16 protein-coding genes are annotated in these 25,907 nt (G+C 61.1%); 6 read left to right on the top strand and 10 right to left on the bottom strand.

All coding sequences use genetic code 11. The annotated features are described in order from the left end of the window. Window positions 1–43 precede the first annotated feature (43 nt). Together ACZ0AZ_RS25800 and xthA are read right to left on the bottom strand one after the other, a co-directional pair. Entirely contained in the window at window positions 44–1,378 is a 1,335-nt protein-coding gene (locus ACZ0AZ_RS25800; protein WP_129999576.1) for a substrate-binding domain-containing protein, read from the bottom strand. 189 nt (window positions 1,379–1,567) lie between these two features. Beyond that, window positions 1,568–2,380 carry an exodeoxyribonuclease III gene (gene xthA, locus ACZ0AZ_RS25795; protein WP_129999575.1) on the bottom strand — a complete coding sequence of 271 codons (813 nt, stop codon included), beginning with the start codon at window positions 2,378–2,380 and terminating at the stop codon, window positions 1,568–1,570. Between the two features lie 324 nt (window positions 2,381–2,704). Here xthA and ACZ0AZ_RS25790 point away from each other — a divergent pair, with 324 nt between their 5' ends. From ACZ0AZ_RS25790 to ACZ0AZ_RS25780, 3 genes are all read left to right on the top strand, one after another. Then, window positions 2,705–3,355, top strand: coding sequence for a GNAT family N-acetyltransferase (locus ACZ0AZ_RS25790; RefSeq protein WP_129999574.1), 651 nt, complete (start codon window positions 2,705–2,707; stop codon window positions 3,353–3,355). Between the two features lie 66 nt (window positions 3,356–3,421). Continuing rightward, window positions 3,422–5,149 (top strand): autotransporter assembly complex protein TamA, encoded by a 1,728-nt coding sequence (locus ACZ0AZ_RS25785; RefSeq protein WP_039763344.1) that lies wholly within the window; start codon window positions 3,422–3,424, stop codon window positions 5,147–5,149. Further along, the gene (locus tag ACZ0AZ_RS25780) at window positions 5,146–8,820 is read left to right on the top strand and encodes a translocation/assembly module TamB domain-containing protein (RefSeq protein WP_463538433.1); all 3,675 of its coding nucleotides are present in this window, start codon (window positions 5,146–5,148) and stop codon (window positions 8,818–8,820) included. The genes ACZ0AZ_RS25785 and ACZ0AZ_RS25780 overlap by 4 nt, the downstream gene beginning before the upstream one ends. 166 nt (window positions 8,821–8,986) lie before the next feature. Here ACZ0AZ_RS25780 and ACZ0AZ_RS25775 read toward each other — a convergent pair whose 3' ends face one another. The 8 genes from ACZ0AZ_RS25775 to ACZ0AZ_RS25740 all read right to left on the bottom strand — a co-directional run bounded on the left by ACZ0AZ_RS25775 (window position 8,987) and on the right by ACZ0AZ_RS25740 (window position 22,019). Further along, window positions 8,987–11,482, bottom strand: a complete 2,496-nt coding sequence (locus tag ACZ0AZ_RS25775; protein ID WP_463538432.1) for a fimbria/pilus outer membrane usher protein — start codon at window positions 11,480–11,482, stop codon at window positions 8,987–8,989. Between the two features lie 85 nt (window positions 11,483–11,567). Beyond that, a complete protein-coding gene (locus tag ACZ0AZ_RS25770; protein WP_463538431.1) occupies window positions 11,568–12,317 on the bottom strand; it encodes a fimbrial biogenesis chaperone in 750 nt (249 codons plus the stop codon). Between the two features lie 74 nt (window positions 12,318–12,391). Next, entirely contained in the window at window positions 12,392–12,979 is a 588-nt protein-coding gene (locus tag ACZ0AZ_RS25765) for a fimbrial protein (RefSeq protein WP_463538430.1), read from the bottom strand. A gap of 109 nt (window positions 12,980–13,088) precedes the next feature. Beyond that, window positions 13,089–13,736 carry a response regulator gene (locus ACZ0AZ_RS25760; protein ID WP_463538429.1) on the bottom strand — a complete coding sequence of 216 codons (648 nt, stop codon included), beginning with the start codon at window positions 13,734–13,736 and terminating at the stop codon, window positions 13,089–13,091. Window positions 13,737–13,758: 22 nt separating this feature from the next. Next, window positions 13,759–16,920 (bottom strand): hybrid sensor histidine kinase/response regulator, encoded by a 3,162-nt coding sequence (locus tag ACZ0AZ_RS25755; protein ID WP_463538428.1) that lies wholly within the window; start codon window positions 16,918–16,920, stop codon window positions 13,759–13,761. An 87-nt stretch (window positions 16,921–17,007) separates the two neighbouring features. Next, window positions 17,008–18,195: a response regulator cyclic di-GMP phosphodiesterase PvrR gene (gene pvrR, locus ACZ0AZ_RS25750; RefSeq protein ID WP_415762063.1), complete on the bottom strand. Its 1,188-nt coding sequence runs from the start codon at window positions 18,193–18,195 to the stop codon at window positions 17,008–17,010. Further along, on the bottom strand, window positions 18,182–20,995 hold the full coding sequence (locus tag ACZ0AZ_RS25745; RefSeq protein ID WP_463538427.1) for an ATP-binding protein: 2,814 nt from the start codon (window positions 20,993–20,995) through the stop codon (window positions 18,182–18,184). Before ACZ0AZ_RS25745 ends, pvrR begins: the two co-directional genes overlap by 14 nt. Before the next feature lie 55 nt (window positions 20,996–21,050). Further along, on the bottom strand, window positions 21,051–22,019 hold the full coding sequence (locus ACZ0AZ_RS25740; RefSeq protein ID WP_463538426.1) for a fimbrial protein: 969 nt from the start codon (window positions 22,017–22,019) through the stop codon (window positions 21,051–21,053). Between the two features lie 521 nt (window positions 22,020–22,540). Between ACZ0AZ_RS25740 and ACZ0AZ_RS25735 the strand changes: the two genes are divergently transcribed. Genes ACZ0AZ_RS25735 through ACZ0AZ_RS25725 form a run of 3 tightly spaced genes read left to right on the top strand, consistent with a single transcriptional unit; the run spans window position 22,541 to window position 25,700 of the window. Next, window positions 22,541–23,023 (top strand): MarR family winged helix-turn-helix transcriptional regulator, encoded by a 483-nt coding sequence (locus ACZ0AZ_RS25735; protein ID WP_415762065.1) that lies wholly within the window; start codon window positions 22,541–22,543, stop codon window positions 23,021–23,023. Further along, on the top strand, window positions 23,013–24,482 hold the full coding sequence (locus tag ACZ0AZ_RS25730) for an efflux transporter outer membrane subunit (RefSeq protein WP_463538425.1): 1,470 nt from the start codon (window positions 23,013–23,015) through the stop codon (window positions 24,480–24,482). Before ACZ0AZ_RS25735 ends, ACZ0AZ_RS25730 begins: the two co-directional genes overlap by 11 nt. Before the next feature lie 15 nt (window positions 24,483–24,497). Further along, the gene (locus ACZ0AZ_RS25725; RefSeq protein WP_129999561.1) at window positions 24,498–25,700 is read left to right on the top strand and encodes an HlyD family secretion protein; all 1,203 of its coding nucleotides are present in this window, start codon (window positions 24,498–24,500) and stop codon (window positions 25,698–25,700) included. The last annotated feature ends 207 nt before the right edge of the window (window positions 25,701–25,907 follow it).

Genomic DNA, 25,907 nt, shown 5'->3' with positions numbered 1-25,907 from the left:
TGCTCGCGAAAGGGCCTGCACATTCAGCACATCGACATCAGGATCAATACACCCAAACCTCAACCCGCCGATTCTTGATCCGTCCCTCATCCGCGCTGTTGGTGGCCACCGGCATCAGCGCGCCGAAGCCGCGTACTTCGCGCATGACCACACCGTTTTTGACCAGCTCGCGACGCACCGCCATTGCCCGCAGCTTCGACAGCAGATCGGCCCGTGCCGGGTCATCCTTCAAATCGCCAAACCCCACCAGCGTCACTGCCCGTTCGGTCTTGCCATTGCGCTTTATATAGTCGAGCACCCGCGCCAGATCCTGCCGCGCCTTGTTGTCCAGACTGGCGCTGCCCTCGGCAAAACGGAAATTCACTGTCAGACGCTGGGCATGCCGGCTGAGGGATTGGTAACCCTCGGGCATCAGCGCATTCGGCGTCACGCTCATGGCCTGCACGGTCTGGCTGACAAAACCGCTAGTGGCGACGATCCCCTGACCCTGCGGGCTCTGTGCGAACGCGGCTAACGCCTGCGCCCACGGATTGCGGCTGTCCGGCGGTAGATAAAAGAACAAGCGCCGCGACAGCGGATAATCTTCGGTGGCGATCAGACTGTTCAGCGGCAGCATCGCTTGCGAGGCGCCGTCGGCAATCGCCACGGCTTTGGCTTGACGCACGTAAGGCAAGCCGATGAAGCCGATACCTTGCGGGTCCGCGCTGACGGCGTCGGACAATTGCTCGCTGGATTCGAAGCGTTTCGCCGCGCTGCTGAGACTTTTCCCACGCCGGCTCAGGACCAGTTCCTTGAACGTGTCGTATGTTCCCGACTGATCATCCCGCGCATATAAATGAATGGCGCCGCCACGGCTACCGAGCTCTTCCCAGGTTTTCACTTCGCCGGCAAAAATCCGCGCCAATTGCTCGGTGTCCAGCTGCTGCAATGGATTGGCCGGGTTGAGGATGATCGCCAGGCCGTCGATGGCAATGACTTGCTCGGCCGCCGGGCTTTTCAGATCGCCGAGGGCTTGCAGGGCAAGCAGTTCGCTGTCCTTGATCTCGCGGGAAGAGGCGGCCAGATCGGCGCTGGCGTTTTTCAACGCGGCGAAACCGGTGCTGGAACCGTGGGCGGCGACTTCGATGATTACGCGTTGGCCTTGTTCGGTCTGGCCGACGATGCGTTGTTCGTTGGCGGTGTCCGGGGTTTCGCGGTGGATTTTCAGCAGGCCCTGTTCCTGCAACAGGCCTTCGACCAGCGCCGGGCCGAGTTCGGCGCCGATGGTGTTGGAGCCCTGAATGCGCAATGCCGGACCGTTTTCGGGGATCGGCAGGGCGGCGGCGGACACCGACAGCCAGCCATTCAACAGGAAAACGCAGAGAACACGCAGGGTCATGCCGGCACCGAATCAAGCCAAGAGGATTGCCGGGGAGATTAAGTCAGGCGCGTGACCGAAATATGACAGGGGATTACCTGTGGGAGCGAGCCTGGTCGCGAAGGCGGCGTGTCAGTCGAAAAAATCGTCGCTGATCCACCGCATTCGCGAGCAGGCTCGCTCCCACAATGAAAATTCCCTCAGGCTGGATCAGGCCAGCTCAAGCCAGATCGGCGCATGGTCCGAGGGCTTTTCCATGCCGCGCAGTTCGTAGTCCACCCCGGCATCCTTGACCCGTGGCAGCAGGCCATGGGACGCCAGAATCACATCGATGCGCAGGCCACGCTTGGGCTCATCTTCGAAACCACGGCTGCGGTAGTCGAACCAGCTGAACATGTCGCTCACGTCGGGGTTGAGGTGCCGATAGCTGTCGGTCAGGCCCCAGTTCTTCAGGCGCGCCATCCACTCGCGTTCTTCCGGCAGGAAGCTGCATTTGCCGGTTTTCAGCCAGCGCTTCATGTTGTCCGGGCCGATGCCGATATCGCAGTCTTCCGGGGAAATGTTCACATCACCCATCACCACCAGTGGCTGTTCGTTGTGGAACTGGCTTTCCAGCAGTGCTTGCAGATCGCTGTAGAAACGCTGCTTGGCGGGGAATTTGGTCGGGTGGTCGCGGCTTTCACCCTGTGGGAAATAGCCGTTCATGATCGTCACTGGCACGCCATTGGCATCAGCGAAAGTGCCCCAGATAAAGCGCCGCTGCGCGTCTTCTTCATCGGTGGCGAAGCCTTTATGGATCGCGATCGGTTCGTTGCGCGAGAGCAGGGCGACACCGTAATGGCCCTTCTGGCCATGGAAGTGCACGTGGTAGCCGAGGGCGCGGATGTCTTCGAGGGGGAACTGGTCGTCGTGAACCTTGGTTTCCTGCAGGCCGATCACGTCGGGCTGATGTTTTTCGATCAGCGCTGCCAGCTGATGCGGACGGGCACGCAGTCCGTTGATGTTGAAGGAAACAATCTTCATGGTCGGCAGTCCTGGCAAAAGGGCGATGCTAGCTGACATGGGGGAGATGGGCCAGTGTGGGACAAATCATTTTGGCCTGTGGGATTTGTAGCGCTTGTCCCGGCCCCATCGCTGGCAAGCCAGCTCCCACAGGTTTCTGTGGTGTATGTAAATGTTGTGAACGACGCAGACACTGTGGGAGCTGGCTTGCCAGCGATGAGGCCCGCCCCAGTCGATGAAGATCCGAGGCTGGTCTAACCTGTCAGGTGAACCACCACATCCGCCCAAGGTTCGTACCAACAAGCGCGCCTGCCACCGAGCGCGCCCCCGGGGAGAATCACTGCCATGCCTGAAACCCAGTTCGCCGTCGCCGACATCCACATGCTCGACCGCGGCTATTCCCGCGAAGCCCGCTCGTTGCTGTATCAGGCCTATCGCCACGAGCCGACCTTCGGCTACCTGTTCGAAGCCGAACGCCCGGGCTATGAACAACGCGTGCGCGCGACGGTGCGCGAGCTGGTCAAACAGCATTTCCTTCAGGACCTGCCGGCGATCGGCCTGCTGGTCAACGATCGCTTGATCGGCATCGCCCTGATCGCACCTCCGCAACGGCGCCTGGGCGTTACCGAAAGCTGGGCTTGGCGCTTGCGCATGGTGCTCAGCACCGGGTTTCGCTGCACCCGGCGTTATCTGGAATATCACGCTGCCGTCGCCGCGTGCGTGCCCGGTGATTCGGTGCACATGCTGCCGTTACTCGGTGTCCACCCGCAGTTTCAGGGCAAGCACTACGGCGAACAGTTGCTCACTGCCGTGCACAACTGGTGCGCCGTCGATGAAACCTCGCAAGGGGTGGTGCTCGACACCGGCAACCCGCGCTACCTGGAATTCTATAAAAGGCAGGGTTATCAGGAGATCGGCGAGGTTGCCGTCGGGCCGGTGCGCGAACACGTATTTTTCCACGCCAATCCGCAGGTGTTACAGACAGCAACGGGATAATGATCGAACTTCTTCACAAATTACCTGTTCTATCAGGCTCCCGAGCCCGTGATAGCATCCGCGCCTATGAAGTTTCCACGAAGATTTACCAGCGGCGTGCTGATGCTGTTATCCAGCTGCGCGGCGCTGGCGCAAAGTGAATTGGATGTACGGATCAAGCCGTCCAACGATGAACTCAAGGCCAATATAGAAGGCTATATCGGCAGCCTCGGCGATCGCGACGAAGAAGCCTTGCTGCGCTTCAGTCGCGGTGCCGAAGAGCAGGCGCGCAAAGCGGCCCAGGCGCTGGGCTACTACCAGCCGCAGATCGACAGCGACGTCAAGGGCGGGGAAAAACCGCGTCTGGTGCTCAACATCGATCCCGGCGAGCCGATCCGCCTGCGCAACGTCACCGTACGTGTCGATGGCCCGGCGGCCTCGCTGAAATCCTTCCGCGTACCGAAAGGCGACCTGCTCAAGTCCGGCGCCGTGCTTAACCATGGTCGTTACGAAGACGCCAAACGGGTGATCCAGAACCAGGCCTCGCGCTTCGGTTACTTCAGCGGCCATTTCACCAGCCAGAAACTCATGGTCGATCCCCGCGCGGGCGTGGCCGACATCGAATTGATCTACGACAGCGGCCCGCGCTATGCGTTGGGCAATGTCAGTTTCGAGGGCGACACGCCATTCGACGAAGACCTGCTGCAACGCATGGTGCCGTTCAAGGCAGGCGAACCCTACGATTCGGAACTGATCGCCGAACTCAATCGCGACCTGCAATCGAGCGGCTATTTCGAAGGCGTGCGCGTCGACGCGGCGCCGACGGCGGCAAAAAATGACGTCATTCCAGTCGAGGTCAAACTCGACACGCGCAAGCCGCGCACCATGGGTCTGGGCCTTGGCTACTCGACCGACGTCGGCCCGCGCATCAAAGCCAACTGGACGCGTCACTGGGTCAATCCGCAGGGCGACAGTTACGGCTGGGAAGCTGAACTCTCGGCGCCCCGACAGAACGTCGGGCTGTTCTATGACATCCCGCTCGACCCGCCACTGACCGACAAATTGCGCTGGGCCGGCGGCTATCAATTCGAAGACATCGAAGGCTCCGACACCCTCAGCAAGCTGCTGACGTTCGGCCCGGAATGGCACAGCAAGTTGCCCAGCGGCTGGCAGCGGGTGATCTCGCTGAAATGGCAACGTGAAGAATACGAACTCGGCGACGACTCCGGCCTGAGCACGCTGCTCATGCCCGGCATCAGTTATTCGTACCTCAAAAGCGACAACCGCATCGACCCGCGCAACGGCTATCGTTTGAGCTTCGAAAGCAAAGTGGCCAAGGAAGGTCTCGGCTCCGACAACAACCTTTTATATGGCACCGCGCTGGTCAAGGGCCTGACCACGGTGTTCGACAAGCACCGCTTGCTCGGCCGCGTGCAGGTTGGCGGCAGCGCCACCAACGGCTACAACTCGATTCCGCCATCGCTGCGCTTCTTTGCCGGTGGCGATCAGAGCGTGCGCGGTTACGACTACCAGAGCCTGTCGCCAAAAAACTCCGACGGCGACCGCATCGGTGGCCGCTACATGATTGCCGGCAGCGTCGAATATCAATATTCGATTGCCGAGAAATGGCGTGTGGCGACCTTCGTCGACCAAGGCAACTCTTTCAACAAACTCGAACTGCCCGACCTCAAGACCGGGGTCGGTGTGGGTGTGCGCTGGGTCTCGCCGGTCGGGCCGATCCGCCTTGACCTGGCCCACGCGCTGGACGACGACGGCGGCATCCGGCTGCACTTTTCCATGGGGCCTGAGCTGTGAAGCGTGGTTTGAAAATAACAGCGCTGACTTTGTTGGCGCTGGTCTTGTTGATCGTCTTGAGCCTCGCCGCACTGCTTGGCACGCAGGCCGGCAGTCGTTGGGCGTTGGGCCTGGTGCCGGGCCTGAGCGTGGAGAATTTCCATGGTCGCCTCGCTGGGCAGTGGAGCGCCGATCACCTGGTGTGGCAGCAGGACACCAGCCGTGTCGAGCTGAACAAGGCGATCTTCGCCTGGTCGCCGCTGTGCCTGACGCGCGTGACCTTGTGCATCGATCAGCTCAAGGCCGAGCAGGTGATCCTGCAATTCCCGCCGAGCGAAGCAACCACCGACAGCGGCCCGATCAAACTGCCGGACCTGCAATTGCCTGTGGCCATCGAACTGGGCGATGTTGAGGTCGGCAGCCTGTTGTTCAACGGCAGCGAACAGCTCAAGGGCTTGCAACTGGCGGCGCACTGGACCGCTCAGGGCCTGCAGATCGACAGCGTGAAATTGCAGCGCGACGAACTCAGCCTGAACCTGTCCGGCCTGCTGCAACCGAGCGGCAACTGGCCGCTGAAAATTCAAGGTGATCTGACCTTGCCCGCGCCCGGCAGCGAGCCGTGGACCCTGGCGCTGAAAGTCGACGGCGATCTGTTGAAAACCCTCAACCTGCATGCCGACAGCCGTGGCTACCTCGACGGTCAGTTGAACGGCGAGTTGCAAGCGCTGGCGGAAAACCTCCCGGCCAAGCTGCGCATCACCAGCGACGCGTTCAAACCCAGCGCCGATCTGCCGGACACCCTGCAATTCAATCAGCTTGTGCTCACGGGCGAAGGCGACCTGAAAAACGGTTATCAACTGCTCGGCAACGCAACGTTGCCCGCCGAAAAATCGCCAGTGGCGCTGCTGCTCAAAGGCAAGGTCGACGCCAATGGTGCGCAGATCGCCGGTCTTGATCTGACGGCCAACGACAAGCAAAGCCTCAAGCTCACCGGCAATGTCGACTGGAGCAAAGGCCTCAGCGCTCAGGCCAATATCAACTGGCAAGACTTCCCGTGGCATCGGCTCTATCCGGAAATCGACGAACCGCAGGTCGCGTTGCGTACTTTCACTGGCGAAGTGTCCTACACCGACGGCCAGTACCTCGGTAATTTCGACGCTGCGCTGGATGGCCCGGCCGGCGCGTTCACTTTGAGCAGTCCGTTCAGCGGCAGCCTCGAACAGATCGCCTTGCCGCAACTGGTCATGCAGGCCGGGCAGGGCAAGGCCGAAGGGCACGTGAATGTGCGCTTCGCCGACGGCATCGCCTGGGATACCGCGCTGGACCTGTCGGCGCTCAACCCGGCGTACTGGGTCGCGGAACTGCCGGGCACTCTGGCCGGGCCGTTGAAGAGCAAAGGCGAGATGAAGAATGATCAGCTCAGCCTCAACGCCGACCTCGATCTCAAAGGCAAGCTGCGCGGCCAACCGGCAATCCTGCAGGCCAAGGCGGACGGCGCGGGCGAGCGTTGGAACCTCAACGCCCTGCAAATCCGTCTCGGCGACAACAGCATCAACGGCAAGGGCAGCCTGCAGGACAAACTCGGCGGCCAGATTGACATCAAACTGCCGCGTCTGGCCCAGCTGTGGCCGCAATTGCGCGGGCAGGTCAACGGTCAGATCAACGTCGCCGGTACGCTGAAGGCGCCGCAGGGCAAGCTCGATCTGCAGGGCTCGCAACTGGCCTTTCAGGACAACCGTCTGCAAAGCCTCAACCTCGACGCCACGCTCGACAGCGCGCAGCGGGCGAAGATCAATCTCAAAGGCAGCGGCATTCAGACCGGCGATACCTCGTTGGGCACCCTGACCGCCAGTGCTCAGGGCGATATCAAAAGCCAGAAACTCAACCTCGACCTGATCGGACCGAAGCTGAAACTGGCGCTGGGTCTGGACGGTAATTTCGACAAAGGCAACTGGCGCGGACGCTTGGCCAGTGGCGACATTCAGGCCGGTGGCCAGGACTGGAAGCTGCAAGGCCCCGCAAAACTGGAGCGCCTGGCGGACGGCCAGATCAATTTCGGCGCGCATTGCTGGCTGTCCGGCAACGCCAGCCTGTGTGGCGAAGACCAGCGCCTGATGCCCGAGCCGAAGCTGCGTTATCACCTCAAGCAATTCCCGATCGAAAGCCTTGCGCAATGGCTGCCCAAAGACTTCGCCTGGCAGGGTCGGCTCAACGCCGATCTGCAACTGGACTTGCCGGCGAGCGGCCCGAACGGCGTGGTCAGTGTCGATGCCAGCGGCGGCACCCTGCGCGTGCGTGACAAGGATCGCTGGCTGGATTTCCCCTACCAGAGGCTCAAGCTCAGCAGCAAGCTCACGCCCAAGCGCGTCGACACCGAGCTCAATTTTGTCGGCGGCAAACTCGGCGAATTGATGGTGCAGGCGCAGCTCAATCCGCTGCCGAAAAACAAACCGCTGAGCGGCTCGTTCCGCCTTTCCGGCCTCGATCTGTCGGTGGCGCGGCCGTTTGTACCGATGGTTGAGAAACTCACTGGCCGCCTCAACGGCAGTGGCACGATCTCCGGTGGTTTGCTGGCACCGTTGGTCAACGGTACCGTGCAGCTCAGCGACGGCGAAGTGTCCGGCGCCGAACTGCCGATGGAGCTGCAGAACCTGCAACTGACCGCGGCGATCGCCGGCGAATCGGTGCGCCTGGACGGTGGCTGGAACAGCGGCAAGACTGGCAAGGGCAGCCTCAACGGCAACGTCGCCTGGGGGCAGGCGCTGGTGGTTGATCTGGCGCTCAAGGGCACGCAATTGCCCGTCAGCGTCGAGCCCTATGCCAAACTGGAAATGGCTCCGGACCTGAAAATTTCCATGGCCGGCGATGAGCTGAAAGTTGCGGGCAAGGTGCTGGTGCCCAAAGGCGAAATCACCGTGCGCGAGCTGCCACCATCAACGGTGAAAGTCTCCGACGACACCATCATCGTTGGCGCGCAGACCGAAGAGGGCAAACCACCGATTGCGATGAAAATGGACATCGACGTGATCGTCGGCCAGGACAAGTTGAGCTTCGCCGGTTTCGGCCTGACCGCCAATCTGCAAGGCCAGGTGCACATCGGCGACAACATGGACACCCGTGGCGAACTCTGGCTCAACGACGGCCGCTATCGCGCCTACGGCCAGCGCCTGACAGTGCGGCGTGCGCGCCTGTTGTTTGCCGGCCCCATCGACCAGCCGTATCTGGACATCGAAGCGATCCGCCAGACCGACGACGTCATCGCCGGTATTCGCCTGAGCGGCAGCGCCGAACAACCGACCACGCAGATATTCTCCGAACCGGCGATGAGCCAGGAACAGGCGCTGTCGTACCTGGTACTGGGTCGTCCGCTGAGCACCAATGGCGAAGACAACAACATGCTCGCTCAGGCCGCACTGGGCCTGGGGTTAATGGGCAGCGCCGGGGTCACCAGTGGCTTGGCCAAGGATCTGGGCATCGAAGATTTCCAGCTCGACACCCAGGGCAGCGGCAACGACACCAGCGTCGTCGCCAGCGGCAACATCTCAGAGAAACTCAGCCTGCGCTACGGCGTCGGCGTCTTCGAACCGGCCAGCACCATCGCCCTGCGCTACAAGCTGAGCAAGAAGGTCTACGTCGAAGCGGCGAGCGGCGTGGCGAGCTCGCTGGATATTTTCTATAAGCGGGATTTCTAGGGCGAATTTCTGTCCTCGAACCGAGTTGCTCCAATCGCTGGCAAGCCAGCTCCCACAGGGTCTGCGTCGTGCACACTATCCATGTACGCCTCAGAACCTGTGGGAGCTGGCTTGCCAGCGATGGCGTCATTTCAGACAACATCGATGATGCGACTGACGCCCAAGCTCATTCCTGCATTTGCGCCGGGCGGCACACCAGTGAGGCGCGTTCGTAGTTCAGCGCCTTGTCACGCTCGGGCAGTGCATACGGCGCTTCACAGCGCTGGCCTTGCCACTTGATGGTCAAAGTGCCGGCGTCGTCCTCGACCAGGGCCAGGGCCTTGCCGCTCGGGTCGGAGATTGCCAGTTGCTTGCCGGCGGCGTCTTCCAGCGCGGCGCCGAACGGAATCGGCTGGTGCTGTGCGTCGAACAGGGAAAACTGCACCCGGCGCCCGGTCTTGCTCGCGTAGCGCGCCAGCACCACCGCACCACGGCGCGGCACCACTTGCTGGGTAGCGTTTTCAATTTCGAAATCGCCGCCCAGATCGCGGGTGTCGAGGCTGATCCAGTTGACCCGATACGGTTGTGCGTTGGAGACCACCGCATAACCATTGCCAGCGGTTTTCGCCCCGGAAAAGCTGGCGATCTTCACGCCTTCAACACCCTCGACCTGGGCCAGCGCGAACGTCTCCCCAACGGTCTGCCCGAGGTTGATGCCACCAGCATGGCCGACGATCGAACCGGCGACGTTGAGATTCTGTGAGTTATAGCCACGGCCCTGGCTGTAACCGGCACTGATGTCCATCAATGAGGTTCGCGTGCTGAGGTTGGCCGAACCCGTACTGCCGCCAATGCGACTGTTGCCGCCCTGTACCGAGTAATAGGTGTCGCTGTCTTCGGACAGATAGCCATTGATGCCGACCTGGGTGCTGCTGTCGTCTTTCTGCGTGCTGGCCGAAACGAACGCTCGCGGCGCGCGGGGCTTGGAGCCCAGCGGAAACGACACTGAGAGGTTGAACAGCGTGTCGTTGTTCGCCGGGCCGTAGTTGCCGACATCCTTGGTGTAAGTGGCACTGAGGTTGTAGCTGACATCACCCCAATAGTTGCTGTAGCCGGCTGACAGGCTCTGCGAACCGCCGCGCCCCCAATAACGCTGATCACTGGCGTTAAGGTAGATGCTGCCGAACTGCTGATTGCGCCCCAGGCTCTGGTTGACGGTCAGATCGGTGCGGGTTTTTGAGTTACCGGTGCGCTGCTCGCCCTCGCGGCTCAGCTCCTCGACGTGTTCGCTCAAGGTGCGATAGCCCTCGGTCGAATAGCGATAGGCGGCGAGGGTGAAGTTGGTGTCAGTCCCAGTGAAGGTCTTGGCGTACAACGCGCGCAAGCTGTTGCCCTTGACGGTGCGGCCAAAGGTGCGGCTGTTGGAGTGGGTCAGGTCGAGCGAGATTGCGCCGATCGCCGTATTGCGCCCGGCGCCGATCGACAGTGCCTGGAAATTCTCGGTGGCCTGGGTACCGACAATTGCCGACAGGTTACTGCTGAAGCCATAAGCCACGGTGCTGCTGACAAACTCCGGCGTCTGCTGGTCATCGCTGTTGCTGTTGTAGCGGCCCGCCGAGACGCTGTATTTCAGTTGCCCTTCGCGCACCATGATCGGCAGGCTGGAAAACGCCTGCACCGTCACCCGGCGCCGGCCATCGGCTTCGATCACGGTGATCTCCAGATCGCCATTGGAGCCGCTGGGGTAGATATCGCTGATCTCGAACGGCCCGGGCGGCACGTTGGCCGTGTACAGAATGTAGTTGTTCTGGCGAATCTCGACGGTGGCACTCGATTGCGCGATGCCGCGAATCACCGGCGCATAGCCGCGCTCGCTGTCGGCGCGCATGCCATCGTCGGAGGCCAGTTTCAGGCCGCGATAGCGCACGCTGTCGAACAGGTCGGCGTCGGAGAAAATGTCGCCGGCACTGAACTGGCCTTTCAACGCGGTGACGTCATGTTGCAGATAACTGCGGTTACTCTTGAACGTGCTGGGCCGGCCGGTGCTGCTGTTGAAGTTGGACTCGTTGCGCAAGCGCCAGCCGCCGAGGTTGATGCCGTTGCGCAGGCCGACGTTATTGGCAATCGTAGTATTGGCGTCGCTGCTGTTGCGGTTGCTGCTCACCTGATAATTGATGAACGCCGCCGGTACACCTTCGTCCCACAGCGCGGGGTCGACATAACCACGGCGGCCGCGCTCCATCGCGCTCTGCGGCACGCTGACCAGCAAGCGCAGGCGCGGCACGTCGTAGCGCACGGTGGCGTGGTCGATCAGCGCGGGCAGGTCGAGGCAGGCATCCGCATCGGCGACGTCGAGCTTGCCGCTGGCCTGCAACTTGCCAATATCCACGCCCAGTTGCTTGAGCATGTCCAGGGTCAGACAGGCTTCGACCTTGTGACTGTCGGGGAGACGGCGAAAGTCGATATCGCGCCGGCCCACCAGCATATCGTTGCCATACAGATCGACCCGATAAGTGCCGGGCAGAACGCGGCTGCCGGCGAGCAGCGATTGCAGGTCGATGGCGGACGTCGCGCCTTGCAGAAACGAGGTATTGAATTGTTCTTCGGCGTCAGCCAGACAGGTTGTGCTGAAGACCAGAGCGACCGAAAACGGCGCCAGGCCATCGCGCTTGAGTAAAAACATGCAGGAACCCTATATCACCTCCGATACGAACTAACGGAGCGAAGAGAAATACAGTGAAAGTGCGGCTGTAAAAGCGGCACGCGAGTTATGGCGATTCTTTATCCGGGCTGGCGCTCACTTCGGCGCTGCTGGAAAGTTGCGCGACATAACGATCGCGGGCGCCATAGTCGTTGATGCTGCTGAATGACAGGCGCAGGGAGCTGGCCGCGTGAAGTTGTTTGAGGGCGAACTCTTTCTGTTCACCGGGCGCGATCATCATCGAATCGAATGGATGCTCGCTGGTAGCGCCGGATTGCACGGTGATATCGGCAATCGACACGTGATACAGGCCGGGGTTTTTTACTTCCAGGACGGTTTTGCCGGCGCGCTCGGTCACTCGCCAGGTCAACTCGGCCGGCGCCTGATAAGCATTGTCTTTCAGACCGGCAGGGCGAAAGAACACCTTGATGCGCTGACGCACGGCCAACTGCAGGGTGTTGGCGGTTTTCGCCGACTGGGGGATTTCCTGCACGTTCAGCCACACCACCGACTCGCGGTCGCTGGGCATGCCGGCGCCTTCATAGATGACGCGCAGGATCTGCTGCTCTTCGCCGCTGACTCGCACCAGTGGCGGGGTTACGGCGAACGGCACGGTGCCGGTTTCATCGCTGTCGGTATCGACCCAGGACTGGATCAACACGTCTGCACCGCTGTTGCGCACGGTGATGCCGGCTTCTTTATGTTTGCCGTCGAAAATCAACCGGGTGCTGCTCAGGGAAATACCGGCCATGGCTTGATTGACGACGAAAAGGCCGAGAAGGCCGGCGCAAAGGGACAGGGAAGGACGTAAAAACATGGAGAGTTACCGCGCAGAATAATGGAAAGTGCAGGGCCGTTCGGCCCCGCACAGTGCTCGATGAATCGCGCGGTTTATTCGTATTGCAGGGTGAACGGCAGGGTCGCATCACCACGACCGGCAACGGCCAGTTTTGGATCGACGGTGGTCACGTAGGCTGCGGAGAATTTCAGCGTGGTGTTGCTGTCCTGCAGGGTGTTCTCGATGCGCGCAGTGGTTGGCGAAGTCAGGTCGATCACCGCACCGTTGGCGTCCAGCAAAGCGATGCCGACGCCTTTGGCCGAACCCAGACCGTCGATCAGTTTCAATACCTTGGTGCCGGTTTCGATGCCCGAGCCTGCGCCTTTGGTCGGTTCGAAGATCATCGCTACTTTGGTGCCTGCGTTGCAGTTGATCTTCATGTCGAAGTTCTCGACGCTCAGCGTGCCGTTGCCCTTCGGTGCGGTCGCGGTGCCCATGTCCTTGATCGACACTTCGCCCATGTTCACCGAGATGGTTTTGTCCTTGCCGGCGCCTTCGATCGAACAGGCATCGTTGTTGATGGTGCCAGTGAAGTTGATGGTGCCGCTGCCAGCCTTGGTAGGCACAACCGGATCGGCCGCCAGAACGTTACCGGCAGCGAAGATCGACAGGGCGAGAAGCGTGCGAGACAGCTTTTTCATGTTGCTTTTCCATTGGTGGGGTTAAAGACAACACGATAAAACTCGTTGTGGCACTGCAACATCAGACGATCCCTAGAAGCCGGGAAGTTGCAACGCGGGTAGTGGTTAATTAATTGAACAAGTTGCGTTCGATGCAATAAGCCAGCAACTCCTGATCACTGCTGACTTCAAGTTTGCGCATCGCCGAAATTTTCTGCGTGCTGATGGTTTTGGCGCTTCTGTTCAAACCCCGAGCGATTTCGTTAACGCCTTGCCCCTGAACAAACAAGCGCAGAATTTCATGTTCCTTGGGCGACAGCCGGGAAAAGCGTTCATCCAGATCGGCGCCATCATTGAGCACCGAGGTGGGCGCCGGTCCCTTGCTGCGTACCCGGTTGCCCTTGGCAATCGCTTTGAGCGCTACTTCTATTTCCACGTGCAGCTGATTTTTCTGAATCACCGCGAGCACGCCCAATTCCTGCAGGCGCGTCAGGATCAGCGGGTTGGAAATCATGGTCAGGACCAGCACACGCACCTCGGGAAAATGCCGGGTCACGTACTCCACCAGTTTCAATCCGTCACCGTAGGGCGAATCACCGGGCATGTTGAAATCGGTGATCAACAGGTCCACTGGCCCGGCCTTGAGCAAATCGATCAAACCATCGGAACACACCGCTTCGCCGACCACGCGGAATCTTCGGTCACGCTCGACCAGTTCCCGCACCCCCAGCAGGACGATGGGATGATCATCGGCGATGACAACGTTGAAGGTTTCCATGGGGGTTTTATCCAGAGTGAAATTATTCAAGGGTGGCGAGCAGGTCTGTCAGGCGCGCGAGTTGTTGACGTACTTCGACGGCCAGAGCCGGAGTGATTGCCATACCGGTCAGGCGGCATTCCAGTTCAACGAACATTCGGGCCAGCGCCTCGACCTGTACCGCGCCCAACGCACCGGCCATGCTGTGCAGCTGTTGCGCGACGCTGTTGGCATCGGCTGCATCCAGCGCATCGAGGGTGGTTTGAATGTCCCTGCGCAGCGTTGAGACAAACAGCTCACGCATCTTCGGCGACAGCGCTGGCGGGATGTCAGCGACCGGCGCGATTGGAATCTGGCAGTGGCTTTGCAGTTGCGCGCGCAGCGTCGCCAGGTTCAGCGGTTTGACCATCCACGCGGTCATGCCGACGGCGGCGCAGCGTTCACCTTCCTCGCGCAGGGCGTTGGCGGTGACGCCGATGATCGGCAGCCTCGCATCCTGCTCGCGCAGTGCGGTGGCCAGCTCATAGCCGTTCATGACCGGCATGTTGACGTCGGTCAGCAGCAGGTCGAAGCGCCCCGGTGCCCATTGCGCCAGCGCCTGTTCGCCGTTGGCGGTGACCACCACCGAGCAGCCCAGCGCCTCCAGTTGCTCCTTGATGACCGCTGCGTTGATCGCATTGTCCTCGGCCACCAGCACGCGCAGATTCAGCGCTCGGGTTTTCTCCTGTTGCGAAGGCGCGCGCCGCTGCTGGGTGTCGTGTCTGGCCAGCGCAATCGCCCAGCCAATCGCGCGGACATCGTCGGCATCGACCTGCCAGTCGCTGCCGCTGATTTGCGCCGGGTTGGGGCCGCCCGGTATTGCGGCGATTCGCGGGCCATCGAAAACCGTGGCGTTGGCCAGCGGCGCAAGGTCCACCAGCAGCGCCGAGGACGGCGGCAACTCATGCGTCACCAGACGGCAATCCAGACCGAAGCGGTGCAGCCAGCCGAGCAAATGCTGCGCCAGTTCGGCGACCGGGGCGCGCACATAAACGGCGGCACTGCCGGCCTCGAACGATGGGCAATCGGCGAGGCTGCCCGGCGCCCGATCCAGCGCCAGTTGCAAGTTGAAGCGGCTACCGAGCCCAGGTTCGCTGACCACGTTGAGGTCGCCATGCATCAACTCGCACAGCCACTTGCAAATGGCCAGACCGAGACCCGCCCCAGCATGACTGTCGGCCTCGTTGACCTGATAGAAAGGGTCGAACAATTGCTCTTGCTGCGCCTGGGAAATGCCCACGCCGGAATCGCTGACCTGCCACTGCACCTCGGCGCGGCCGTCAGTGTTTTGCAGCACCTGAACGCGTACGACCACACGGCCGTTATCGGTGAACTTGATCGCGTTGCTCAGCAGATTATTGAGGATCTGGCGGATGCGCTGCGCATCGCCAAACAGTTGGTCCGGCAACGTCGCATCGATGCAGGCATACAATTGCAAGCCTTTGCCACGGGCAAACGCGCCGTAGCTGCGCACCACATCTTCGGTCAGCTCCAGCGGGCAGAACGGCTGACGCTCGAGGTTCATCTGCCCGGCCTCGATCTTCGACACATCCAGCACGTCGCTGATCAGTTTGAACAGGCTGGTCGACGAGCGCTGAATGGTTTCCAGATAGGCCTGCTGACGCGGCGCGAGATCGGTCAGGCCGAGCAGTTCCAGGGTGCCGAGCACGCCATACAACGGCGTGCGGATTTCATGACTCATGGTCGCCAGAAAGCGGCTCTTGGCCTGATTGGCCGAATCGGCGGCCTGACGGGCGATTTCCAGTGCCGCTGCATCTTCGACATGGCGGGTGACATCGTGCAGCGCACACAGCCACGCGTCCTGGCCCTGATAGCGGGTGGCGATGAAGGCCAGGTGCAAATGCCGATGGTCGATCTCAAGTTCCGCGTGGCCATGGCCAGTCGTGCCTTGTTGTTCGAGCAGGCTGATCAATTCCTCGGTGTCGTGCCATTGCTGGGCGCGCTGGTTTTCCAGCAAGACCTGATGATCACGACGGCTGATCACGCATAGACCGGTGGGTGCGGTATCGATGAGCGCACGGCTGAACGCTTCACTTTCGGCGATGCTGGCGTGGGCAATCCGGGCGGGCAGAATTACCCGTTGCGCGTACCAGCGATTCAGCGCGCGGCCGCAGGCGAGCAGTGCCAGAACCAGGCCCAACAGGCACAGCAATGGCCATAGCGCGTAATCGAGAAAGCTCTGCACACTGATCACATAGATCGCCGTCCAGTGCTGTTCGCCGGGGCTGCTCAGCTTGAACACCAGACCGTCACGGGTCAGGTTCGCGCCTTCATCGAGCACCTGATCAGGCTTGAGCTCGCCGATCAACACCGTGCCGCTGGGCGTGATCAGGGTGAAGTCGTCATAGATCGACCACTCCATCAAACGCTCGATGTTGTTGACCTGTGACAGCTTCAGCAGCGAACCGAGCACTATCCAGGAATTCGCCCCTTCGATGGCCAGCGTCGGTTTGCTCAGGTTGATCCGCACATAAGCGAGCAGGCTCGGGGTAACGTTGTCGACCGCAGCGAACGGGTAGGGCACCCAGTGCACTTGCGCCGAAGTCTGCGCGCGCCGTTGCAGATTCTTTTGGGTCATGATCTCGACGAAGGTGCTGATCTGCGTCTGCCCGGCACCGCGCAAGCGGCCGGCAGCGGGCACGGCGATATCGAAATTGTCCGGCCCATTGAGCAGGATCACCTGCGGCGACTGGTAATGCGAGGCCGCCCAGAAAGCGCTGTAATACGCCGCCAGATAGCTGCCGAGGGCAAACACTTTGGGGTATTGGCTGGGGGCGATTCGCTCGGGATCGATCTTGACGCTGAACGGCAGCGAGAACGGCAGGCCACGGCCCTCATAGATGTTCGGCCCTTCCTCGGGCAAACGCTTTTGCATCACCGGCGGCGCCACGGTTTCCGGAAAGTACTCGCCCTTGTTGCTGGCCCGTGAGATATCGCCGAGAAACGCTTCCTGCTCGCGAATGTTTTCCATCAGCCGGGCGAAGTGGAACTGCATCGTATCGCGCTGTTCCTCGACCATGCGCTGGACGCCGAGATAGCTGATGCCCAGCAACAGCAAAACCAGCGCGCCGAGGATCAGCAAACCCTTGTTCAGGCGCAGCGAGCTGCTGGCGAGTTTTTCCAGCAAGGCATTGGGATGCGGCATCAACACGCCCGGTCAGTGAAAGTGATTACGCGAGTGAACATGGATGGCCTCGATGGCAAGTGGTGATCGTCCACTGCGTTGTGTGGGTCACCAGACATTTGCCGGGCCGTCGTGGCTGAGCAACTGCTGGAACTGCTCCGAAGACACCGCGTGGGAAATCAGGAAACCCTGAACCTGAGTGCAGTCGATCTTACGCAACAGAGCAAGTTCTTGCGCGGTTTCCACGCCTTCGGCCACTACCGTCAGGCCCAGTTGTCGACCCAGCGTGACAATACTGGTCAGCGCTTGCGCCAGTTCGGCGTTGCTGTTGCAACCCTGAACCAGTGCGCGGTCGATTTTCAGTTCGGTAAAAGGCGCCGACACCAGGTTCATGTAAGAGCTGTAGCCTTTGCCGAAATCATCCTGGGACAAGCCGAAGCCCTTGATCCGCAAGCGGCAGGCCCCGGCGTAGAAATTGCTGATGTCATCGGGCACCGAGCACTCCATCAGCTCGAAACAGATCCGCGCTGGCAACCCGTCGTGTTGCAGGACAAACGCGAGGATGCGATCGGGCAGGTCGTGGCTGTTGAGCAAGTGCGTGGGCAGGTTGATCGACACCGGAATGTCATAGCCTTGCTGGCGCCATATGGCTTGGGCGTTGATGGACTGTTCGAGCATGCGCCAGAGCAGATGCTCTTCAAGGTCGTGGGCGATCAGCGCCGGTAGAAAAAGCCCCGGCAACAGCGTGCCATGGTCGGGGTGAACCCAGCGCACCAGTGCTTCGGCGGCAACGATGCGGCCATTGTCCAGTGCCTTTTTGGGTTGAAACCATGCTTGCAGCTCAGCGTTGTCCAGTGCACGCAAAAGACTTTTCCGATCGATACCGGCATGCATGGCAACAGGCGCATCCTGACGTAATGCCCGCAACTGTTCGATCAGGCAGCGCAATGCCGCGCTGTTGACCGGTTTGGAAATCAGCCCGATGACTTTCACTTGCAGGTTGCTCGCCACCAGGCTCGCGCCCATCAGCATGCGCCGCGAGGCGGCGCTCATGATCGCCAGGGCCGGGCGCGATTTCTGCGTGGCGAGGCCCTGAATGAACTGCACGCCGTCCATGCCCGGCATCAGCAGATCGGTGAGTACCAGATCGAACTCGCGGTTCTTCAGACGGCACAAGGCTTCTTCGCCGTCCCGGGCAAATTCCAGATCGAACACACCCAGTTCGTTGAACAGGTTCTGCAAGTACAGATGCTGGAACGGGTGATCTTCGACTATCAGCAGGCTAGAGGACTTCATCGGCGACTCGTTGGTAGGGAGCCAGTAAGGTCGACAAGGCTCGCAACGTGAAAGGTTTGATCAGGCAATGATTCATCCCGGCGGCCAGGCACAACGCCTCTTCGCCGCGCAGGGCGTTGGCGGTGGCGCCGATGATCGGCGTGGTGCAGCCCAGGCGCCGCAAGGCCTTGGCCAGCTCATAACCGTTGAGGCGCGGCATGTTCACGTCAGTCAGCACGACATCGAAGCTGTCGTCCTGCCACAGCGACAGGGCTTCTTCACCATCGCTGGCGAGCGCCACCGTGCAGCCCAGTTCCTGCAATTGGTCGCGCAGGATCAGTTGGTTGATCGCATTGTCTTCGGCCACGAGGATGTGCAGGTGTAACGGCGCCAGCGCCTGGGGTTGCGCGGGGCACTGATGGTCGATGACGGTGCCGCCCTGCGCCTGGCGCACGGCCTGGCGGATCGCGGCCAGATCGTTCAGGTTGACGAGCCAGCCGTCGCCATTGCTCAGCGACTCCCACGCGCCATCGCCGCTCGCCAGAATCCGCGGCCCTGACCAGTGCAGTTCGCTGCGTTGTTCCATCGGCGCAGGCCACAACTCAAGCAACACGCCATCGTCGCCACCGTCGTGGCAGGCCGGTGCGCCGATATGCGGCAGAGCGCCCCAGCGACGCAGCCAGCCAGCGAGGCTCTCGGCGAGTTCGCGCACCGGCGACACCACGTAAACGGTATCGGCCGCGAGCTTCGGCTTGCCTTCAGGCTGCGCATTACCCGAGCGCTGTTCCAGCGGCAAGGTCAGGGAAAAACTGCTGCCCAGCCCCGGCTCGCTGACCATGCGCAGGGTGCCATTCATCAGATGGGTCAGGCGCAGGCAAATCGGCAGGCCCAGGCCGGTGCCCGCCACCTCATGGCTGTTGCCTTGGGTCTGGTAGAACGGTTCGAAGATACAGGCTTGATCCGCGTGGGCGATCCCGCGCCCGGTGTCCGAGACCTGCCATTGCAGGCAAACGCGTTCGCCTTCGCGTGTCAGCACTTTGACTCGCAATACCACGCGCCCGGAATCGGTGAATTTGACCGCGTTGCTCAACAGGTTATTAAGAATCTGCCGTAGACGACTGACATCGCCGATCAAGCTGTCGGGCAGTTGCGGGTCAAAGCAGGCGTACAGCTGCAAGCCCTTGCTCTGTGCCGCTGCCGCGTAGCCCTGAACGGCTTCTTGCGCGAGCGCTACGACGGAAAAATCACTGAGTTCCAGCGCCAGTTGCCCGGCCTCGATCTTCGACACATCGAGCACATCGCAGATCAATTGCAGCAGGGTCGCCGATGAGCCTTCGATCGCTCGCAAGTAACCTTTCTGCTGGGCGTCGAGCCGGGTGCGGGCGAGCAACTCCAGTGTGCCGAGTACGCCATACAGCGGCGTGCGGATTTCGTGGCTCATGGTCGCCAGAAACAGGGTTTTCGCTTCGTTGGCGGCATCGGCGGACTGGCGCGCCTGCTCCAGCGCTGCTTCGATCTGGCGACGCGCGCTGATGTCGCTGAAAGCGCAAAGCAATACGTCCTCGCCCTTGTAACGGGTCGGCGCGCAGCTCAGGTACAGGTGGCGGCCGTCGGCGGTTTCGAAATAGTCGGTCAGGCACGGCGCGTTTTCTGCAAATGCTGCGCGGATCCAGTCGGGGCCGAGTTGTTCGCTGCAGGCGCCCAGCCATTGCTGCGCCAGCGTGTTTTCCAGCACCACTCGAGCGTCGCTGCGGCGTAACACGCAGAGCGCCACTGGCGCGGTCTGGATCACGTCGCGGCTGAACAGCTCGCTTTCGACCAAGGCTTGAATCCGTTGCAGGGTCGGCATGATGAAGCGATGCTCCAGGCGCCGAATCAACAGCCACACCAGGCTGATACTGGCCACGCAGAACACCAGCGCGCCAAGCATCTGTGGCCACAATGCCCACAGCACGGCCAGCAAGTCGATGGAGTAGGTCAACTGCCAGTCCGACGATTTCAGCTGTTTGCGCAACACCAATTGCTCGGGCAGCCAGCCGTCGCCGACGAAGCCGAAGAAATCCTGCTGGCGCAGCAGCGGCAGATCCTGCCCGGGCGGCGGCTTGTGGCTGTTGCTGAAGAGCGGCATGCCTTGCGAGTTGAACATGGTGAACTCGCCAGCGCTGTGGTCGCTCAATGCGTTGGAGACTTCACGGTCGTCCATCTCCAGACCGAGCCAGCCGGAATCGAGGTCGCGATCATCCAGACGAATAAAGATGTACAGCTGCGAGTGCCCTTGCGCGTTGTGGGTCAGCCAGATTTCCTTGAGGGCGCTAGTGTTGTCACGCTTGAGGGTTTCCAGGCGCTCGAGCATCGCGCCGGGGAAGTCGCCGGCCATCGGCGTTGTGTTGTACAGGCGCCATACCTGCGCCTCGGCGCCGCTACTGACGTAGAGCAGATTCAGTTTGCGTGCTTGCAGATAGTCGCGCATGCGCTCGGTCAGCCAGATACTCCATTGCTTGCCCGAGGGCTGTCCGAGCAACAGGCGAATTTCCTCTTCAGACAGCGGCGCGCTTAACGCGGTCTGCCGGGTCGCCGACAAACTCAGGCTTTCCAGTAGCGCCTCGCGGGTGGTGAAAAAGGTGTGCGCCTCGGCAATGGCGCTGCTCATGTAGCTGCGCCGCTGAGAAATCTCGTTATTGAAGGTGAACAGCAGAAAGCTGTACACGCCGCCGAGGATGCCCACCAGCAATACCCACGCGAAAATGCGCAACAAGCGTCGCGCAGCGTGGGGCGTGGACAGCACCGGGCTGATCTGATGGAGGTAGTTCTTCAATCGCATGCCGGCACAGTAAGGGTGCCCGGGCAGGACGAAAATCAGACGATTCTTAAAGACTTCACAGGTAATTGACGATGAAGGTCACTTCGGTATTGGCGCTGCCGGCGCTGAGCTCTTCATTGCCCAGGCGGTAATACGCGGCTGACAACGGGATCTTGAAATTGAGCCCGGTGGTGGTGAAAGCATCGAACGGGTAGGTCGTGTCGAAAGCGATTGGCTGGCCCGCTTCATTCATCACTTGCAGGCCGATGCCTTTGGCGGTGGAGCCGGCATTCAGTGCGACGATGCCCTTGGTCGCATCGATCACCTGTGTGTTGGCCTTGAGCGAATAGGTGACTTTCTTGATGCCGGTCTGGCATTGGTTCAGGGCAATATCGAAGCGCACCGTGCGCGGCTTGGCGCCGGCTTCGCGAAATTCATGAAGTTGATAATCGTCGCCCATCGCCACCGGCACGGAAGGTGTCTCGCAGGAGGCGGCGTTCAGTACGATGGGGTTCATCAGGTTGAGTTTTTTCAGGATCAGATCATCGTCCTGCAGGCTGCCTAGATACCCTGCATCGATGTTGACTTTCGGTGCCAGCGCGCCGGTCTTGACGATTTCCAGGCGCACCGAATTTGCACCGAAACCATAGCTGGTGTTGGGTGCAATGGCCTGCGGCGCTGATTGGTAGCGGTCCAGTGCAGTGAACCAGATGCGGTAGGACAAGCCGCTTTTGCCTAACGGAAAAAGAGTTTCCGTACCGCTGGCGGTGCCCAGTTTCGGATTCATCAGAAAGCCGAACATGGACGTCTTCGAGCAGCTCCAGATGTGCCCGACCGACTGCACGGTGTCCTGATAAACCACGGTGCCATTGGGTGTGTCGGCAGCAATGTTCAGAGTCGAACTGGCCAGGCTGGCGCCAAAGTTGAGGGTGTCGAGTTTCGAATCGACTGCCACGCAGCTGCCAGCCATGGCATTCGAAGCGCAGGCAAGCAGGGTGACTGCGGTACAGAACAGGAGCGAGCGCTGGATTTGGAAACGCTTCATGAAGAGGGCTTTTCGTGTCGGCGGATGAGCGGCGTACGTTAGCCACGGCACTCAAGCCTGAATATCAGGCGATTCCTAGAAGACGCAGACGCTCCCCACTTGCAATGCGTGCCCTGTGGGAGCGAGCCTGCTCGCGATGAGGCCATCAGCCGCACCATTGGTGGTGAATGAGACGACGCCTTCGCGAGCAAGCCCGCTCCCACAATGCCTGTGTTTTCCCTGCGCAAATGCGTTTCCTGTAGGAGTGAGCCTGCTCGCGATGAGGCCGTCAGCCGCACCATCGATGGTGAATGAAAGGGCGCCTTCGCGAGCAAGCCCGGTCCCACACTGCATGTGTTTTTCCTGCACCAATGCGTTCTATGTGGGAGCGAGCCTGCTCGCGAATGCGGTTGCCCACGCAATAAAACCCAGCCCACTGGTCAACTAATTACCAAGTCCCCTAACTATTGCGTTGACATTCGCTGCCTAAGCAGTAACATCTCGACATACATTCACTGCCTAGGCAGTTATCAGGTCGAACCATGAAGCATTTCACCCCGGAAGAATTCAAACATTGCCACCTAGGCTTGTTGCTCGGTCGTGCCGCGTTGCTCAAGGACCGGATCATCGACACGCATATGGAACCTCACGGCATCACCGCCGCGCAGTTCAAGGTGTTGATCATCATGGCCCAGTTCGGCGTCGACACGCCGGCCGAGCTGTGCCGGCATCTGTCGCTCGATAGCGGGTCGATGACGCGCATGCTCGATCGCCTCGAGCAGAAGGCTTTTCTGATTCGCCAACGCAGCGAAGACGACCGCCGGCAGGTGCAACTGAAACTGACCGAACAGGGCCAGCAACTGACCGATCGCCTGCCGCAGATCGGTGCCGATGCGATGAATGAGCTGGCCGGCGCGATCTCCCGCGAGGAGTTGAAAAACCTGGAATACATCCTCAAGAAAATCCTGCTGGCTGCCGGTGACCCGATCACCCTTCAGCGCTTAGGTGACCACAATGAGCGCTAAGACCTTGCGCAGCAGCCTGACGCTGCTGCTGTCGGCGATGATCCTCGCCGGTTGCGCCAATTACAGCGGCCTCGACACTGAAGGCCAGCGCCTCGACGCGGCGCAACTGAAGACAGCGCAGTCTCTCGACGGCGTCACGCTGTCACCGGCGGCGTGGCCGAAAAGCGATTGGTGGAGCAGCCTCGGCGATCCGCAGCTCGACGGCCTGATCCGTGAAGCCCTGCACGATAGCCCGGACATGCAGATCGCCGAAGCCCGCGCCCATCAGGCCAGTGCCGCCGCGTATGCCGCCGATGCCGAACGCTATCCGACCCTCGATGCCAGCGCCGGCGTCAGCCGTTCGCGTCTGGCCCGTGACCAGGATCCGTTGGGGCAGGGCGGCGCCTACGCGACGGTGCGCAATGTCAGTGCCGGCTTCAATTACAACTTCGACTTGTGGGGCGGCCAGCGCGATGCCTGGGAAGCCGCACTCGGTGAGGCCCGTGCTGCTGAAGTCGACCGTCAGGCCGCCCAGCTGACCCTCGCCGCTGACGTCGCCCGCGCGTACAGCGATCTCGGTCAGGCGCACATCGTTTATGACCTCGCCAGCGAAGACCTCAAGCGCACCCGGCAAATGCTTGATCTCAGCCAGCGCCGCTTGAGTTCGGGGATCGACAGCCAGTACCAGTTCCAGCAAACCCAGAGTCTTGAGGCCAGTTCTCAGGCCAGCCTGATCGACGCGGAAAAACGCTTGAACAGCGCGAAAATCGCCTTGGCGGTATTGCTCGGCAAAGGCCCGGATCGCGGCAACGAGATCGCCCGACCGAAAGTCCTGCAGGCCAGTGCCGTGGCAGTGCCGTCGGTATTGCCGGCGGAACTGCTCGGGCGCCGCCCGGATCTGGTCGCGGCACGCTGGCGCGTCGAAGCGGCGAGCAAAGACATCGATGCGGCGAAAACCCGCTTCTATCCCAACCTCAACCTGTCGGCTTCGGCCGGCGCCGAGTCGTTGTTGGGTGATGCGATGTTCGGCTCGGCCAGTCGCTTCTTCAACATTGCCCCGACCATTTCCGTGCCGATCTTCGATGGCGGCCGCCTGCGCGCCAACCTCGATGCCCGCGACGCCGATTACGATCTGGCGGTGGCGCAGTACAACAAGAGTCTGGTCAAAGCCCTCGGCGATGTCGGCGACACCATCAATCAGCTGCGCGATATCGGCCGGCAGATCGGTGCGCAGCAACACGCCACCGACATTGCTCAGGATTCTTACAACACCGTCGTCCAGCGTTACGGTTCCGGCATCGGCAACTACCTGGACGTGCTCAGCATCGAGCAGCAATTGCTCCAGGCCCAGCGTCAGCTGGCGACCCTCAATGCCGAGCAGATCGACCTGTCGATTCAACTGATGCAAGCGCTGGGCGGCGGCTTTCAGGGTGAAAACCTGAACGCAGCCAACGCCAGCCCCGCCTCGTCGCTCCCATAATTCAAGGTATTTGTCATGGCCACTGCCGAAAACACCCAAGCTCAAGACAACACCCCGGACACCGGCAACCCGCGCAAACGCAAGGTGATGCTGTTGGCCCTCGCCGTGGTCGTCCTGCTCGCCATAGCCGGCGTGTGGGCCTATCACGAATTTATCGGGCGCTTTAACGAAAGCACCGACGATGCTTACGTCAACGGCAACGTCGTAGAGATCACCCCGCTGGTCACCGGCACCGTGGTCAGCATCGGCGCCGACGATGGTGATCTGGTCCAGGAAGGTCAGGTGCTGGTCAATTTCGACCCCAACGACGCCGAAGTCGGCCTGCAAAGTGCCAAGGCCAAACTGGCGCGCACCGTACGTCAGGTGCGCGGGTTGTATAGCAACGTCGACGGCATGAAAGCCCAGGTCAATGCGCAACAGGCCGAAGTGCAGAAGGCGCAAGACAACTACAACCGACGCAAGAATCTGGCGCAGGGCGGGGCGATTTCCCAGGAAGAACTGTCCCACGCCCGCGACGACCTGACCTCGGCGCAGAACGCTCTGGCCAACGCTAAACAGCAACTGAAAACCACCAGCGCACTGGTCGACGACACTGTGGTCTCGTCGCATCCGGACGTGATGTCGGCGGCTGCCGATCTGCGTCAGGCCTACCTGACCAATGCGCGCAGCACCTTGATCGCGCCGGTCACCGGTTACGTCGCCAAGCGCACCGTGCAACTCGGCCAGCGTGTGCAGCCGGGCACCGCGTTGATGGCGGTGATTCCGCTGGATCAACTGTGGATCGACGCCAACTTCAAGGAAACCCAACTGCGTGACATGCGCATCGGTCAGCCAGTGGATATCGAGGCCGATATTTATGGCAGCGACGTGAAATACAGCGGCACCGTCGACAGCCTCGGCGCCGGTACCGGTAGCGCGTTTGCTCTGCTGCCGGCGCAGAACGCCACCGGTAACTGGATCAAGATCGTTCAGCGCGTCCCGGTGCGCATCCACATCAATGCCGAAGAACTGGCCAGGCACCCGCTGCGTGTCGGTCTGTCGACCAATGTCGAGGTCAATCTGCACGACCAGAGCGGCCCGGTGCTGGCCCAGCAACCGCCGCAAAAGGCCTCGTTCAGCACCAATGTGTATGACCGCCAACTGGCCGAAGCGGACGCGATGATTGCCCAGTTGATTCACGACAACAGCGCAGCAGCAGGCAAGACCGCACAGCGCTGAGAGCACACCGGATCAGAAGCAGGCTCTGTGGTGAGGGGTTATCTGTGGCGAGGGGATTTATCCCCGCTGGACTGCGCAGCAGGCCCGTTTTTCCTGAGCCAAAAGAGGGGCCGCTTCGCGGCCCAGCGGGGATAAATCCCCTCGCCACAAGGGCCTGCTACCACAGGGCCGGCTGTGTTCATCAGGCCGCAGCGACCATCAGGTTTC

Source organism: Pseudomonas sp. AC239 (assembly GCF_979258545.1).
The sequence above is the reverse complement of the archived record's forward strand: the minus strand, read 5'-3'. Positions and strand labels throughout refer to the sequence as shown.